Origin of the sequence: Fischerella sp. PCC 9605 (assembly GCF_000517105.1) — a bacterium.
Taxonomy (GTDB): domain Bacteria; phylum Cyanobacteriota; class Cyanobacteriia; order Cyanobacteriales; family Nostocaceae; genus PCC9605.
Genome location: NZ_ALVT01000034.1, coordinates 31,989 through 46,599, shown reverse-complemented (window position 1 = coordinate 46,599; position 14,611 = coordinate 31,989). Strand labels below are relative to the sequence as shown.

General features: G+C 43.5%; 17 protein-coding genes. 6 read left to right on the top strand and 11 right to left on the bottom strand.

The features are described 5' to 3' along the window. The first annotated feature begins 33 nt into the window (after window positions 1–33). The 4 genes from FIS9605_RS0100665 (at window position 34) to FIS9605_RS0100650 (ending at window position 6,598) form a co-directional block, all read left to right on the top strand. Entirely contained in the window at window positions 34–792 is a 759-nt protein-coding gene (locus tag FIS9605_RS0100665; protein WP_026730858.1) for a carbon dioxide-concentrating mechanism protein CcmK, read from the top strand. Window positions 793–1,415: 623 nt separating this feature from the next. Then, the gene (locus FIS9605_RS0100660; protein ID WP_026730857.1) at window positions 1,416–2,336 is read left to right on the top strand and encodes a LysR family transcriptional regulator; all 921 of its coding nucleotides are present in this window, start codon (window positions 1,416–1,418) and stop codon (window positions 2,334–2,336) included. A gap of 797 nt (window positions 2,337–3,133) precedes the next feature. After that, a complete protein-coding gene (locus tag FIS9605_RS0100655) occupies window positions 3,134–4,759 on the top strand; it encodes an ATP-binding protein (protein WP_026730856.1) in 1,626 nt (541 codons plus the stop codon). Window positions 4,760–4,975: 216 nt separating this feature from the next. Further along, a complete protein-coding gene (locus tag FIS9605_RS0100650) occupies window positions 4,976–6,598 on the top strand; it encodes a mucoidy inhibitor MuiA family protein (protein WP_026730855.1) in 1,623 nt (540 codons plus the stop codon). A 12-nt stretch (window positions 6,599–6,610) separates the two neighbouring features. On the opposite strand, the gene FIS9605_RS0100645 is transcribed toward FIS9605_RS0100650, so the two are convergent. The 8 genes from FIS9605_RS0100645 to FIS9605_RS42205 form a co-directional block, all read right to left on the bottom strand. Next, window positions 6,611–6,943, bottom strand: coding sequence for an S-adenosylmethionine:tRNA ribosyltransferase-isomerase (locus FIS9605_RS0100645; protein ID WP_026730854.1), 333 nt, complete (start codon window positions 6,941–6,943; stop codon window positions 6,611–6,613). A 10-nt stretch (window positions 6,944–6,953) separates the two neighbouring features. Beyond that, window positions 6,954–7,457 (bottom strand): GNAT family N-acetyltransferase, encoded by a 504-nt coding sequence (locus FIS9605_RS0100640; protein WP_026730853.1) that lies wholly within the window; start codon window positions 7,455–7,457, stop codon window positions 6,954–6,956. Then, the gene (locus tag FIS9605_RS0100635; RefSeq protein WP_026730852.1) at window positions 7,454–7,921 is read right to left on the bottom strand and encodes a cupin domain-containing protein; all 468 of its coding nucleotides are present in this window, start codon (window positions 7,919–7,921) and stop codon (window positions 7,454–7,456) included. Before FIS9605_RS0100635 ends, FIS9605_RS0100640 begins: the two co-directional genes overlap by 4 nt. Before the next feature lie 442 nt (window positions 7,922–8,363). Then, entirely contained in the window at window positions 8,364–8,717 is a 354-nt protein-coding gene (locus FIS9605_RS44840; RefSeq protein ID WP_026730851.1) for a hypothetical protein, read from the bottom strand. A gap of 4 nt (window positions 8,718–8,721) precedes the next feature. Next, window positions 8,722–9,240 (bottom strand): zinc ribbon domain-containing protein, encoded by a 519-nt coding sequence (locus FIS9605_RS44835; RefSeq protein WP_026730850.1) that lies wholly within the window; start codon window positions 9,238–9,240, stop codon window positions 8,722–8,724. Between the two features lie 448 nt (window positions 9,241–9,688). After that, window positions 9,689–9,838 carry a recombinase family protein gene (locus tag FIS9605_RS44830; RefSeq protein WP_231510191.1) on the bottom strand — a complete coding sequence of 50 codons (150 nt, stop codon included), beginning with the start codon at window positions 9,836–9,838 and terminating at the stop codon, window positions 9,689–9,691. After that, window positions 9,828–10,193, bottom strand: coding sequence for a recombinase family protein (locus FIS9605_RS44825; RefSeq protein WP_026730849.1), 366 nt, complete (start codon window positions 10,191–10,193; stop codon window positions 9,828–9,830). The genes FIS9605_RS44830 and FIS9605_RS44825 overlap by 11 nt, the downstream gene beginning before the upstream one ends. Further along, entirely contained in the window at window positions 10,141–10,290 is a 150-nt protein-coding gene (locus tag FIS9605_RS42205; protein ID WP_155960324.1) for a hypothetical protein, read from the bottom strand. Before FIS9605_RS42205 ends, FIS9605_RS44825 begins: the two co-directional genes overlap by 53 nt. Before the next feature lie 385 nt (window positions 10,291–10,675). Between FIS9605_RS42205 and FIS9605_RS46525 the strand changes: the two genes are divergently transcribed. Then, complete coding sequence (locus FIS9605_RS46525; RefSeq protein ID WP_063748441.1) at window positions 10,676–11,020, top strand: hypothetical protein; 345 nt, start codon at window positions 10,676–10,678, stop codon at window positions 11,018–11,020. A gap of 9 nt (window positions 11,021–11,029) precedes the next feature. Here the strand turns inward: FIS9605_RS46525 and FIS9605_RS0100605 are convergent, their stop codons facing one another. From FIS9605_RS0100605 to FIS9605_RS0100595, 3 genes are read right to left on the bottom strand one after another with little or no spacing between them, the layout of a single operon-like run. Beyond that, window positions 11,030–11,827, bottom strand: coding sequence for an ABC transporter permease (locus tag FIS9605_RS0100605; RefSeq protein WP_051469894.1), 798 nt, complete (start codon window positions 11,825–11,827; stop codon window positions 11,030–11,032). Window position 11,828: 1 nt separating this feature from the next. Then, the gene (locus FIS9605_RS0100600) at window positions 11,829–12,626 is read right to left on the bottom strand and encodes an ABC transporter permease (RefSeq protein WP_026730847.1); all 798 of its coding nucleotides are present in this window, start codon (window positions 12,624–12,626) and stop codon (window positions 11,829–11,831) included. After that, window positions 12,626–13,600, bottom strand: a complete 975-nt coding sequence (locus FIS9605_RS0100595) for an ABC transporter ATP-binding protein (protein ID WP_026730846.1) — start codon at window positions 13,598–13,600, stop codon at window positions 12,626–12,628. Before FIS9605_RS0100595 ends, FIS9605_RS0100600 begins: the two co-directional genes overlap by 1 nt. A 479-nt stretch (window positions 13,601–14,079) precedes the next feature. On the opposite strand from FIS9605_RS0100595, the gene FIS9605_RS0100590 reads away from it, so the two are divergent. Then, window positions 14,080–14,547, top strand: a complete 468-nt coding sequence (locus FIS9605_RS0100590) for a hypothetical protein (RefSeq protein WP_026730845.1) — start codon at window positions 14,080–14,082, stop codon at window positions 14,545–14,547. Window positions 14,548–14,611 lie beyond the last annotated feature (64 nt).

Below are 14,611 nucleotides of genomic sequence, written 5' to 3'. Positions count from 1 at the left end.
AAGTTGTCAGTTTGGATATCCTGGAGAATTCACATGGACGCATACAATGTCCAGGCATCGCATCGTCGAGACAACCTCAAGGATAGTGCTTTGGGGTTAGTATCAACTCGCAGTTTTCCAGCGATAGTTGGTACGGCAGATATGATGCTCAAATCAGCTGGGGTTCACCTAGTTGGATATGAAAAAATTGGCAGTGGTCACTGTACTGCTATTGTTCGAGGGGGAATTGCTGATGTGCGTTTGGCTGTAGAAGCTGGTGAGCAAACCGCTAAACAATTTGATCAGTTTATTTCTAGCTTAGTTATTCCCCGACCTTTTCCCAACCTAGAAGTAATATTACCTATTAATAGTCGCCTCAGTGCGGTAACAGGAGACGGCAATTATAGTCGTTTGAGCAACCAAGCAGTGGGTTTAGTAGAAACTCGTGGTTTTCCGGCAATGGTAGGAGCTGCTGATGCGATGTTGAAAGCTGCTGATGTGCAGTTAGCAGCGTATGAAAAAATTGGTGGGGGTTTGTGTACAGCCATTATTCGCGGCACTGTGGCAAACGTTGCGGTAGCAGTGGAAGCTGGTATGTACGAGGCAGAACGCATTGGAGAACTGAATGCTGTGATGGTGATTCCTCGACCATTAGATGAATTAGAGCAAACCTTGCCAGTAGCAAGTTGCTGGCTAGAAGAACGTCAACCATTAAGGTTGCCAATCAATATCAAAGAGCCAGTTGCCGAAACAGAGTTACTTCAGTTACCAGATTTATCCAAGTTATCCATAAAAATTACAGAGGAGTCCTAGAAATCTGAACAGAGAGAAAAACGTTGTACACACCCAGTGGGATGAGGTTAGTACAACGTTGGTTACTATCCCCAAAAAACACCTTCAAGGTGTGCAACGTTGGCTGGAAGGCATCTTACGCTTTGCTTGTTGTTTTGATAATAACTTTTCAAACTTATAAGTTAAATACCTATCTAATAATAACAAGCATAGATTATTATCTATATTCACAACACATAACTTTTGCATAAGTTACCGCATTGGACTGGCAAGTGTTCAGTGATACTAGATTTATAGCGGTTTTTATTTCTATGCAATATAGAATGACCTTTCTCCCAATCCTTCCTCTCAAAAGGAGAGTAAAGGGTAAGGGGTAAAGGGAAAGGGAAAGGGTTTTTTCCTTACCCTTTAACCTTGAACTTTTCTCCGCTCAACAACCGTCAATTTTGGTTTGGTGAACTACTAGTGATTTATGTCATTAGTTTTGATGAATGAACCTAGTTTCACAGTCAGCGCTAAGCGTTGACTAACAATAATCAAAACGTTAAATATGGCAAATCGTTAGGCAGATGTGAGAAAGGGATAAGGACTAGGTAAAACTGCTATATCTCAATTCAATTGCCATTAGATGAGGAGAATTACCCTTGAACCAAGCGACGTTGCACCAGTTGAAGGTGTTCGAGGCCGCAGCACGGCACGGTAGCTTTACTCGCGCCGCCGAAGAATTGTTTCTCACTCAACCTACCGTTTCTATGCAAATCAAGCAACTTACAAAATCGGTAGGGTTGCCATTATTTGAACAGGTAGGTAAGCGTCTGTATTTGACGGAAGCTGGACGGGAATTATATGCCACTTGTCGGCAAATTTTCGATACCATCGCCCAGTTTGAAATGAAAGTGGCAGATTTAAAAGGGTTAAAACAGGGTCAATTACGCTTGGCGGTAATTACTACAGCAAAATATTTTATACCACGATTGTTAGGGCCATTTTGTCAGCTTTATCCAGGAATTGATATCTCACTACAGGTGACAAATCATGAAGGCATTCTGGAACGCATGACAAATAACATGGACGACTTATATATCATGAGTCAAGTCCCAGAACATTTAGATGTAAGTTATCAGCCTTTTCTCGAAAATCCCTTAGTAGTTTTAGCTCCAATTAATCATCCTTTAGCAAACGAGAAAAATATCCCCATAGAACGTCTTGCTGATGAAGCTTTTATTATGCGGGAACCTGGTTCAGGAACACGCCGCGCCGTGCAGAAATTATTCGATCAGCATGGAGTGACTGTGAAAGTAAAGCTAGAATTAGGGAGTAACGAAGCGATTAAGCAAGCCATAGCCGGTGGTTTGGGAATTTCTGTTTTATCTCGTCACACCTTATTACCTGATACTGGGGATTTAACCATTTTGAATGTAGAACACTTTCCAATTAAACGGGACTGGTACATGGTTTATCCATCGGGAAAACAACTATCCATCGTTGCTCGTACATATTTTGAATATCTAATAGATGCAGCAAAACAAATTGCCGAACAAACTGCTTCTCTTAGTTGTGATTAGCATCAATAAAATAGTTAAATTTACTAGAGTTTGAGATTTTCAATTTTAGATTTTTGGTGGGAAGGGTCTGAAACTATCTATTTTCAGTTGCCCTACCCCTCTAATCAATTTTTATCAATAAAATAAGGTTGGAGGTAAAGCAATTACAGTTCAGTACAGGTTTTTTAGTCAGAATTCCTGGTATGTAGAGACACGCACGCTGCAAGCGTACCCTACTCCGTAGGGCGTAGCCCTTCTCGTAGAGTAGTCGCTACGCGCTGGAAGTGCAGAGTAATTTCGTATCTCTACAGAGTCTGCACAATAGGGCAAATTTTTCTTATCTGAACCGTATTGAGAGGTAACTGACAAAAATCAGGAAGAAATTTTCTCGTCAGATCGAACTGCACTACAAAATATTTATCTAAATAGATTAGGCAAACTGAATTTTTTTTAACTTCAGCTACCTATAAATTTAAGGTTTTTTTTATAAAAATAAATTATAAGATAGGTAATGAATAATTCATAATATGTATATGACTGATTCAAAAGTAATAGCTATTACCAGTCTTATCAGTTTGGAAAATGTAAAAAAGTTAATTAAAAGCGCTTAAAATTTATTAAAATCTGTAAATTTGTTAGGTTATTATAAACATTTTCCAAAATTTATCATATCACAGAAATTCAATGGTACGCGGGCTAGTAATAATGCGTACCAATAAAAAAGTGTATAGCTTTTTCTCAAAAAAGCAAAATTGACAGATGCAAAACTATAAATATGATGTTTGATGAAATTTGCAACACAAGTTGCTTTTAGAATAATGAATAAACTACGCATTCTGCATCTTGAAGATGACCTTATCGACGCTGAACTGATTCAGCTAATGTTAGTTAAAAATGGCTTGGAATGTGAAATATTGCTGGCAAAGACGCATTCTGAATATCTCGCAGCTCTCGATGAAGGTAATTTTGATTTAATCTTGTCTGATAGTAGCGTCCCCGGGTTTTCTGGACAGGCTGCCTTTGAGACAGCTCAACAAAAGTGTCCTGGTGTTCCCTTTATCTTGGTTTCCGCAACCGTTAACGATCGCGAAGCCGCTGTTTATTTAGATCGAGGTGCTTTAGACTACATTAGTAAAAATCAGTTGTGGCGACTCGTACCTACTGTTCGTCGTGCAGTCACTGGTGGTATGACGCAACAGCGATCGCAAAATGACTTAGAGCGCTACAACCTGGCTATGAAACAATTAGTGAAAGTAGTTCAGGAACTCTCCTTGGCGCGTAGCTTGGATGAAATTACAGCGATTGTGCGTGTAGCAGCACGAGAACTCACTGGTGCGGATGGGGCTACATTCGTGCTGCGCGAGGAAGATATGTGTTACTACGCTGAAGAAAATGCCATTCGGCCATTATGGAAAGGTAAACGCTTCCCAATAAACGTCTGTATTGGTGGCTGGTGTATGCGACACAAACAGCAAGTAATTATAGAAGATGTTTATGGTGATGAGCGTATTCCTTATGAAGCCTATTACCCTACTTTTATCAAGAGTTTAGTAATGGTGCCGATCCGCAAAGAAGCACCTATTGGGGCGATTGGTAACTACTGGGCGACACCACATCAGCCGACTCCAGAAGAAGTGGAGTTGATTCAGGCTTTAGCCGACACCACATCAGTAGCAATGGAAAACGTCCAAGTTTACAACGAATTAGAACAAAGAGTACGCGATCGCACTGCGGAATTAGAAGCCGCGAACCAAAAACTAGAAGCTTTTGCCTATACCCTCTCTCACGATTTGCGATCGCCACTAGCTGCAATTGATGGCTATAGCACGCTGTTGCTAAATGAGTACGGCAGTAAAATTGACGAGCAGGCAAAACTTTACTTCAGTCGTATGTGTTTAGCCGCCGAACGCATGAACAATCAGATTGAGCATATGCTGTCTCTGCACCAACTCTCACGAGTTGAAATTCAGCCGCAAAAAGTCAATCTCAGCAACATTGCTCAAGAAATTTTAGCGCATCTCAAGGCCAGCGAACCTAATCGCCAAGTAGAAACAACGATCCAAGAAGAACTGACAGCGTATGGCGATCCTGTTCTGCTGCGTGTAGTACTAGAAAATTTACTATCCAACGCCTGGAAGTACACATCCCAGCGTCAAAAGGCTCAAATTGAGTTTGGTGCAATGCCAAAATCTAACAGTTCACCAACATTCTATATACGGGATAACGGTGCTGGTTTTAATATGACTTACGCTCAAAAACTATTCCGCCCCTTCCAGCGAATGCATTCTCAAACAGAGTTTTCTGGTACAGGCGTAGGACTTGCCTCTGTACAGCGCATTATCCAAAAACATGGAGGGAACATTTGGGCTGAGGCAGCTGTAGATCGGGGAGCAAGCTTTTATTTTACCCTGTCTGAAGAACAAGTACAAGAAGGCAGAAGATAACATCAGTTTTTGGATCTTCTCAAACAGTATGTTTATTTCCGCTGTGACGTATTAATTATTTCTGCTATGCTGCACTAAGGGCTAGAAATTAAAATTTTTGAATTTTGTATTTTCAATTTTAAATTGATTTATCCCTAACGTTAAATTACTTGACGCTCAGGCCTGTAAACATTAAAAATTAACCAGCAAAACCATTAAACAAAGGGAAAACTGGCAGTGGTTAACCCAGAAATTCCATCTGTGCGAAAAACAGTAGCAAGCCAAATTGTTGCTGTAACGGTGTATTCGGACAAAGCTCTAGTAACACGACGGGGTGTAGTATCCTTAACAGGACATGAAAAAGAATTAGTAATTTCTCCACTGCCAGACGTTATAGAAACTGAGTCGGTAAGAGTTGGCGGTAAAGGTAAAGTAGCAGCACGGTTACTAGAAGTGAAATGCGATCGCATCTTTTCAACCGAACCTGTAGCTGCAAAAGTTACACAGTTGACTCAACAGATCCAACAGTTAGAAGCAGAATGGCAGCACCTGCAAGCACAACTTGATGCTTTAGGCTTACAGTCTAGTTTTATCCAAGGTTTGCGCGATAAGACAGAAGAACAATTTTCGATCAGTCTGGCGCGAAAAAGCCTCAGCCTCAGCGAGACTTTGGATTTTCTCAACTTTCTCGGAAGTCAGTATAGCGAATATGCGATCGCCACAACAGAGTGCAAAAATCGCCAGCAAGAATTAGAAAAGCAATTACAAACACTCCGCCAACAGTTGCAATCTATACAAACACCCCATCCTAAAGAAAGTTATAGTTTGAGCGTGGGGATAGAAAGCGCAGGTACAGGGGAGTTTGAGCTAGAGGTATCATATGTAGTCAGTCGTGCCAGCTGGACTCCTTTGTATGATCTGCGAGTAAGTAGTACAAGTAATGCTGTCAATCTTGGCTATTTAGCAGAAGTAACCCAAAGTACAGGTGAAGATTGGTTGGGTGTAACTCTTACCCTTTCTACCGCCAAACCAGGACTGGGAACACTACCACCAAAACTGGAGCCTTGGTATATTGACGTACCAAATTTTCCAAGAGAATTACGCAAGCGGCTAGCATCTATACCTACCGCAAATCAACTATCTGCGGCAGAGGCTGTAGCTGGTATGCCAAGTCCAGTTTTAGAAAACCTCAATGAAGATTATATTGAAGCCGAGACTGTTGTAGCGGAAGTAAACAGAGAAGGTAGTGTTGTCACCTTTAAATTAAATGGCAGTGGTAACATACCCAGTGATGGCGCACCCCATAAAACTACGATTTTTAATGATGATTTTCCTTGTAGCTTTGATTACGTGGCAATGCCGCGCTTGGTAAGCTTTGCGTATCTGCAAGCGAAGGTAAGAAATAGTGCTAACGGTGCGACTTTGTTACCAGGCAAAGCAAATATATTCCGCGACAATATCTTTGTGGGGACTACTCAGCTAGAAAATATCGCACCAGGGCAAGAGTTTAAAGTTAACTTAGGCATCGACGAAGGATTAAAAATTGAACGCGATTTAGTTGAGCGTCACGTAGACAAAAAATTGATTAGTAATACCCGTAGAATTAGTTTTGCTTATCGATTAATAGTTACTAACTTGCTCAACCAAGAAGCTGATCTGAAATTAACCGAACAATTGCCAGTTAGCCGCAACGAACAAATTAAAGTCCGCCTCATCCGCAGTAACCCACAAATTCAACTGGGTGAGATGGGGATATTGGAATGGGATATTACTCTCTCCCCCCAGGCAAAACAAGAGATATATTACCAGTTCGTAGTAGAGCATCCGCCACAGTTAAGGGTAATAGGGTTGGATGTTTGACACTCTGTTAACCTAAGCATAGGCGACAGAATTTGCTTGTGAACATAAAATTAGAGCAAGCCAAGAATTATCCGGGAGATGTTGCGCCAAACGTATTTCTAAACACTGACCTACCTGGGTATCACAGCTATCAAGTGCAGCTGGCAGGGTGCAGCTCGTATTAAAGACAAGTAAATCACCAGGGCGTAGGAACTCACCTATGGCGTTAAAACGAGTATGTTCAACCTGAAAATTATGGCGGTTGATGACCATCAATCGCACTTGGTCACGGGCAATTCCCCGTCGCTCTGGTGGTTCTTTAGCGGAAAGTTCCGCTGGAAGTAAAAAAGTAAAGGGCTTTGACATAGTATCTTTTTTATTCTTTGGAAATCGTATAAACGCGCACAGATTTGCCCCACATTTGGGCGTCTTTTTCGTATTTCATGCCGTTCTTGATCGCCACCTTTTGAGATGCGATGTTTCCGTGGTCGATCAGTGATATAAGGCGATGAAAACCAAGTTGCTCGAAACCATAATTTCGGCTGGCGATCGCTGCTTCTGTTGCCAAACCTTGCCCCCAATATTCTTTTGCGAGCATATACCCTACTTCAACTTCTTGTTGTTCATCGACCAATTGAGGTTTTAGTCCACACCTACCAATGAACTTGTTATCAGCTTTATGAATTGTTGCCCACAGCCCCCAACCATATTGCTCGTAGTCATTCATTATCCTCTCTATCTGCTGCTTTGTTTCCTCGTATGTGCTTGTGCTGGGGTAGAACTTCCTTACTATTGGGTCAGCATTAATTTTTGCTAGGTCATCCACGTCATTCCAAGTGAGTTCTCGCAGAATAAGGCGGGGTGTTTCAATGACAATCATTTAATGGTGGGATCGGGTATTAAGTATTGGTCAAACCTTTGCATCAATTCTATTAATTCTTCCTTGGTTGGTTGCCGATGATCCTTTGTCAGTTCTGCTAATCCCTGAAAGTATTTCTCCCGTGAGTCTGCTGGACAAAACATAATCAGCAGTGTAGCTGGCTTGTGTCCAGGATTTGAGAAACCATGAGGAGTGTTTTCAGGAACTAGCATGAAAGTCCCAGGCGATGCAATTACCTTGCGGCGATCAAGTAGAAGTTCTACCTCACCATCGACAACATAAAACATTTCTGTTAGTTGTTTATGTAAGTGAGGGCTTGCACCTTCAGTACCTGGCTCCATCACAAACTCAAACAGGCCAAAGTGACCATTAGTATCTTTGCCAGTTACTTTGAATGTGCAAGTATTGGTTTTAATTTTGACTGATTCACCCTCTCCTGGTTGCAAGATCAACGGTAAAGACATAAATATCTCCTATGAGGTGATCAAAACGGCGATCGCATGTCTCCCAATACTGATATCTTGGCTCATTCGAGGCTCTTAATTCTCGTTACCAGGTTGAACCTGGTAACGAGGGTGGTGGGCTGTTCGCTTGCGTTTGAGGGAGACAATTATCGGCTATTAGGATGATTGATTATTTGATTGGGCATCTTGATACTCCTTTCAAAAACGCAAGTTCTGGAGTTCTCCAGCTTTGAGCTTTTGGAATTGTAAGAGTGTATCGGGAAGGTTAGGAAACAGATAAAGCCCGGTTGATTCATCCTTGCTAATGGCGATCGTTCCGTTATGAATGCGATCGTAGATCCAGTGGGGTGAAAGTTCTAAAGACTGGGCAACTTGAGGAACCGTAAGATAACCCGAAATCTCGCGGGGATGAGACTGGCTACGGTTTTGAAAAATATGATGTTTAAGCCGGATAGTTTTGACTGTACTGGGCAGGAGAGTTTTGCATATAGTGGCGATCTCGATAACCTGTGGCCGTCAGTTGTTGAGCGATAACTTGGTCATCAATACTTTGTTGGCTCAAACTAACAACCTGAGTTTCCAATTCCTGGGCATTGGTGAGTTCAGCCAATGAACCAACTGGGATTGGCAGGTCAACATTAGTAGTGTCACCACCTTTCCAAATAATCCGAGTGCGAACTGTATCACGTGCAACACGATGAATGACGACCTTATCAATGAGGCAGCGTAGCAGAGATTTTTTTTGCACTTGTGTCAAGGTGCCACTGTGCCCAAAGTTCAGGGAGCCTTTGTCCAAGATGTTAATAAAAGCAGTTTTGAGTTCTCTTGGTAGGTGATCTACTGTGTTGAGGCTGCTGACGTTGAGCATAGTTTTCTTGGGCAAGTTTTAGTTCGCGTAAAGCGTTTTCCCAACGCTGTTCTAGTTCGGCCGCTACCAATCGGTTATCCGGGTCAACCCGGTTAAACTGTCTTTCTGCTAGTGCTACTTGATACTGTAAACGTTGTATTGGTGAGAGTGCGCTCGTTCCACTGTCTCTTGAGACTGCTGTTGGGTTTTGACAGCTTTGTGATAAGCATCTAGCTCTACAACTGACAAAGCTTCTAAAAAAGCAATTGACTACGTACTCATCAATTTGCATCAGCAGGAATATACTGACAAACAGGGCACCACGATACTGCTGCCGTAAGGAGTTACAAATATAGCGGGTTGCGCCTTTGTACTGGACAACCATCTTGTGACCACATTCACCACAGTAAACTATCCCATGCAGTAGATGCTGCACCAGGGCGAGGGAACCACGAGTTTTATTTGCGGTCATACTCAGCATAATGTATCCATAAGCTGTGCCTGATTACGCTCGTAGGGTTTTGCCAACTGATGTAAGGCTGGATATACGTCATTGACTCGGATTTTCCATTCGGCCATTGGCAATTGCTTTTGTTTGTGGGTGATTTGAAACCAAACACGTTTTGAGAGTACGTGTACGTTCCAACTATACAAATGCACCAGCCGTAGGCAGGATTTTTCAGAATTGAGATGATACTTGCCACGCTAGGCTTGCGCCCAGAAAAAATATCACCAAAGCGATCTCTCCGTGGAAGCAACAGCCCTTCACTGTTGAACGTCTGCAAAACTTGTGGAAGCTGACTTACGTTGCCCAAAAATCTCAAACACTAAGTTAATTCGGTTAATCACCTCACGATTTGGGTCTTTCTGCACCCTCCCAGTTCATCACGAACCAACCCACAGGTAAGGTGAGTGCCAGTTCACCACGCCTTGGCTTTGCTAAGAATCCCAGCACTTAAGCGGGAACGAATCGTATGCAACTCTACTTCGGAAATTTGTCCTTTGAGTCCCAACAATAATCGACCATTGGCACTACATGGATCATAAACCCCATCTCTGTCAGCAATCAAACAACCTCTGTAACCCACACAAGTCCAGCAAGGGATACCAATCTGAGCAATTACGTGACAGGCGAGTAACATCATAAGAGAGGATACACCCTACTAATCCTAAAGTTACCTGGGCTAACAGTTCTTTAAAGCCTGGTCGCTGTTCTGCGCTGGCGGCGGTAATACCTAGATCAGTGTCAATTACCTCAATGTTATTATCCGACCAGCCCAGTTCTATAGCTCGCTGACGCAGAGCGTATTGCAGACGCAAACTCTCCTGATTGCTGATTAATTGATGTGGGGGTAGACTGACGAATGTAGGATTATCGCTTTGCGGGTTCAGGTGTTGGAGTGTTACTAGGCTTGAGATACTCATAAATTACCTCCTGGAAGACGGTTTGTAGTTCGTCTGTGATTACTTCTTGGAGTGCTGGGGTGAGGCGTTCCCAGATCTCACGGGGTGGGATTGACATAAAACCTCACATTGTTTGGCTAAACGTGACTAACTCAGTCACACTCTCTAATGTGAGACTTAGTACGTAAATACTGTTTGGGAGAAGCTAATTGGGTTGCTGATAAAGGAATGCGTAAGCGCATATGACCTCGATAGGCTACTTACGCATGACCCTCACCACTTGGCGGGGTTGATATGGATATCACTGCAAACCTTCGCCCAAATAGTGGGTGCATCACATCAGTTACTTCTATGTCAGTTAAGTTTGCTGATGGGTTCTTGAGATGGGCATTAAGTAATGGTTTCGTTGGTTAGGTTTATGTCCAGGTCAAAAAATTACTGGCGGTAAAGTCAAAAGCTCCCAAACTCGCCCAGTTGTAAATCGCGCAGCCAAAGCATTTCGCATGGCTGCTTTTTCTTTAACTCAAAGTCGATCTGCTTTGGGGGCTTTTTATCGCCGCTTGCGATCGCGCTTGGGTGCTCCCAAAGCAATTACTGCTACTGCACATAAACTGGCACGCTTATTTTACCAAATGTGGGCGACTGCTGGACAATATAGCGACCCTGGCATGGACTACTATGAGCAAAAATACAACGAGCAAGTCCTAAAAAATCTGACCGAAATTAGCCCATGCTCTCGGTCTATTACTTGTGCCAATTTCTCAAGATACGCAAAATACTCAATCCTCTCTAACCCTTACTACATAAGCTTTACGCAAAGTGTTTCTTCAGAGAGGGCTAATATATAGGCAATAAATTCAGCCGCGCATCTCCATCAAGTTCCCTGACGAGTAGCGACGCAAACCGTGGTAAAACACAACTACGCTCATTAATAGTACCGCAATTGACCCAGCTACCGCCAGTAAGGTATGCATCAGCGACAACCTCCGCAGTGCTTCAATAGGTAAGTAAGTGACAAAGCCAGCAGGAATCAAAGTATACAACAGCAGCTTCACCCATCCCTCAAACAAGGTTGCTGGATAGGTGCTGAAGGTAATCATGGCATTTCGCCATTGCTGTGTTAGCCCTTGAGAATTGCCGAGGTAAAAACTAAGACTCCCTGTTAACACGCTAAAGCCGACAAATACCCCAGCCACTGAAATTGTCAATCCTGTGAACAGCGCCAAATGTACTGCATCCGGCTTCACAAAAAACAGATAGACCCCATACCCGAATAACATATCCCCCCAAGATGTAGCATTCATCTGCCCCAGCAATAAGTGTGGTAGGAGGGTACGCGGATAGAGCATCCACACATCCAACTGTCCGAGCACAATTAAACTTGTTAGTTGCAAAGCATTACCGCAGATGGCATGAGCCAGTCCAAAACCTGCCGCTGCCATTGCCCAGAGAGTAATTACGTCCTCTATAGTCCAGCCGCGCAGCACTGGGAAGCGTGTGAAAAACAGTCCCCAAAATGCTACCCACACTAAGTTATTGAGAACCATCGCCAGTACTTGGGTGAAAAACGCCCCGCGATACTCCAAGTGAGCCTTCAGGTTAAGGCGAATGTATGCCGCAGCTAATTTGAGATAGGAAATTATACGCCAAAACATCTCATCCTCCATTCGCGTGAATGCATTTAACTGCGGTGCAGTACACAAAAGCTACCAGTAAACCCAGCACGCCTATAGCTACTCCCTGCCGCACTAGCAATTCACTGGCAAACGCTAAGTCGGGATGCACGAACAAACGAGCCGGACCGTACACAATACTGGCAAAAGGTAGAGTTCGCAATAGTGGCTGCCATTGTTCGGGTAGCAAATCCAAGGGAATGAGCATCCCACCCAAAATCATCGTGATGCGCGAGTAAATGAGCATCAAACCTGTAGTATTCTCCAGCCAGAAAGCTCCCAAGCCCACCAAAAACGTTGCTAAAAAATCCAGTACAAAGGCAAGTGGCAGTACCAGTACAAATAGCAAGATGCCTTCCAAACTTAAGGGTATTGACCCGACAAATAGTAGCGTCAGCGCCACACTCACTGTAATATTCAGTCCAAAGCGCACGGTGCGCTCTCCCAGGGTAGTCCATAGGCGATACAACGGGTAAGACAGGGGACGGATTAATTGCACTGCCAACGCCCCCGTCCGCACATCTTCATCTACGTCTTGAGCAACTGCTGGAGTTGAAAACACAATCGACTCTGTTATGCCTAGATACCAAAGCATCTGAGCCAGTGTTAGACCTCCCAGCTGTTCTGCGTTTGTCTCAGCGTAAGTAACGCGCCACAGTTGCAGGAAGATGTAGAGAATGACAAACAGGAAAATAGCCCTCGAAGCTACTTCTCCCAGGTAAGCCAGGTTGGAGCGAGCAGCCGTCGAGCCAATCCACACATATTTAATGATATTGTTCATCAATTCTGAACTCCTTGCATTGGCGCTGCTTGAGAGTAGATGTGAGCAATCACCTCTTCTAAAGGTGGGTCTTCAATAGCAATGTCAGCCACTGAACCTGCTTGGAGAATTTGACTCATCACCGCTTCTATTGGAGTAATGCGGGTATTCACCTCCAGCTTGAGGACATACTCGGTCTTCTTGAGTTGGGTTACACCTGGTAGGTTGATCTGGGGAGTTGAATTATGAAATTTTACGCTGAGAATTTTTGAGTCAAGGTACTGGCGACGCATTGCCGAAACTTTGTCATCGAGTACCACCCTTCCGTGGTTAATTACTACTACCCGTTGCGCTACCCGTTCGATATCACCTGCATCATGGCTGGTGAGAAATACCGTTATCCTTTCGTTGCGGTTCCACTCACGAATAAGGTTGCGCAATTCTTGGCGGGCAATCACATCCAAACCAATGGTAGGCTCGTCAAGAAACAGCAATCGCGGTGCGTGGAGCAAGCTAGCTGCAACTTCAGCACGCATCCGCTGACCTAATGAAAGTTTACGCACTGGGATATTCCAGAACGGTGCCAGGTCAAAACGCTCAACAAGCACATCGCGGCGTTTGATATATTCTCGATGGTCTATGTTATAGATATGCGCCAGTAATTCCAAGGTGTCACGGGGAGGTAAGTGATACCACAGTTGCGATCGCTGTCCAAACACCACCCCTATCTTATAAGTGAGTTCACGCCGATTTTTCCAAGGATTCAGTCCTAGCAAACAAGCCGTCCCGGATGTAGGATGCAAGATACCCGTGAGCATCTTAATGGTGGTGGACTTTCCCGCGCCATTGGGTCCAATAAAGGCGATCACCTCACCCACATTGACGCTCAGAGTAATGTCATCAACGGCGACAATCTCTCTCCGTGTGCGGTTTCTTCCCCAACCTTGAGTAAGGGTAAATGTCTTGCGTAAGTTTTCCAGTTCGACGGCTGCCATTACCGATGAACTCCTTTGGTTTAACACTACAAATATACTACAAAATTTCTAGAAAATCGCACGAAGCCGAAAACCACTGAAATTAAGGCTAATTTCCAATAAGTACCCGTTTAAGTGGCGTCACTTCCAGTCCGATATCATCTTCATATGTGTGCGTTGGTGGGAGCCTGCCGAGAGGTAGACACCCTAATAGCAATGACTTACCTGGAGTGCGATCGCACTCCTACTCAGCCATCAAAATCAGTTTAGCAAACGGCAACTTTAGGGTACATTTGTAAATTTTATTTACCCTAACTTTATTTAATTAGGGTAAGAATGCTATATTTATTTAGAGCTTACGTAAACTACCCACTAGTTTGGAATCGGTTTACAAAGCCGTTTGCTTAGAGGAAAGTGTGCGGCTTTCCGCAACATTGCTTTAAGCCGAATGGACTAGGCAGAGCGGTAAAAGTTCAAGTTAACATTCAGGAGAAAAAGACATGGTTTCAACCTTCGAGAAGATTCAACAGCAGTCTAAGCCTGTATTTGAGCAGTTACCTGATGTGCTCATTCAAGACCCTATTCGCAAACGTGCATATCTGCTACCTGCAGAGCAAATGGATGCATATAAGGTAGGTTCAGAAACCTGGAGTCAATTGGATACTACGGTGGTAACGTTCAGCATACCGGGTGCAGAACAAATGGTGGAAGTTCCGTCCTATAACTCGGTTCCAAACCAAGAACCCTCTGTACTGATTCAGTATCCGGATGGCAAAGCTTCCTATTTCTTGACCTATGAGCAACTGCAGCAATTCATCATTGAGCAGCCAACTGAAAAAGAAGGTTATGGCATCTCCTTTGTCATCCCAATGGGTATGGAAATGATTGAAGAACTGCCTGCAATGATGAAATCTATGCTTCAGTCTAGTGAGCGAGTTCCATCTACCTTTTACGAGCGCTTGCAGTAAACAGCTCAAATTTCGCTTCCAGAAATCCTTAGACTAGACATAAGTCTCAATATGCTCAAATTTA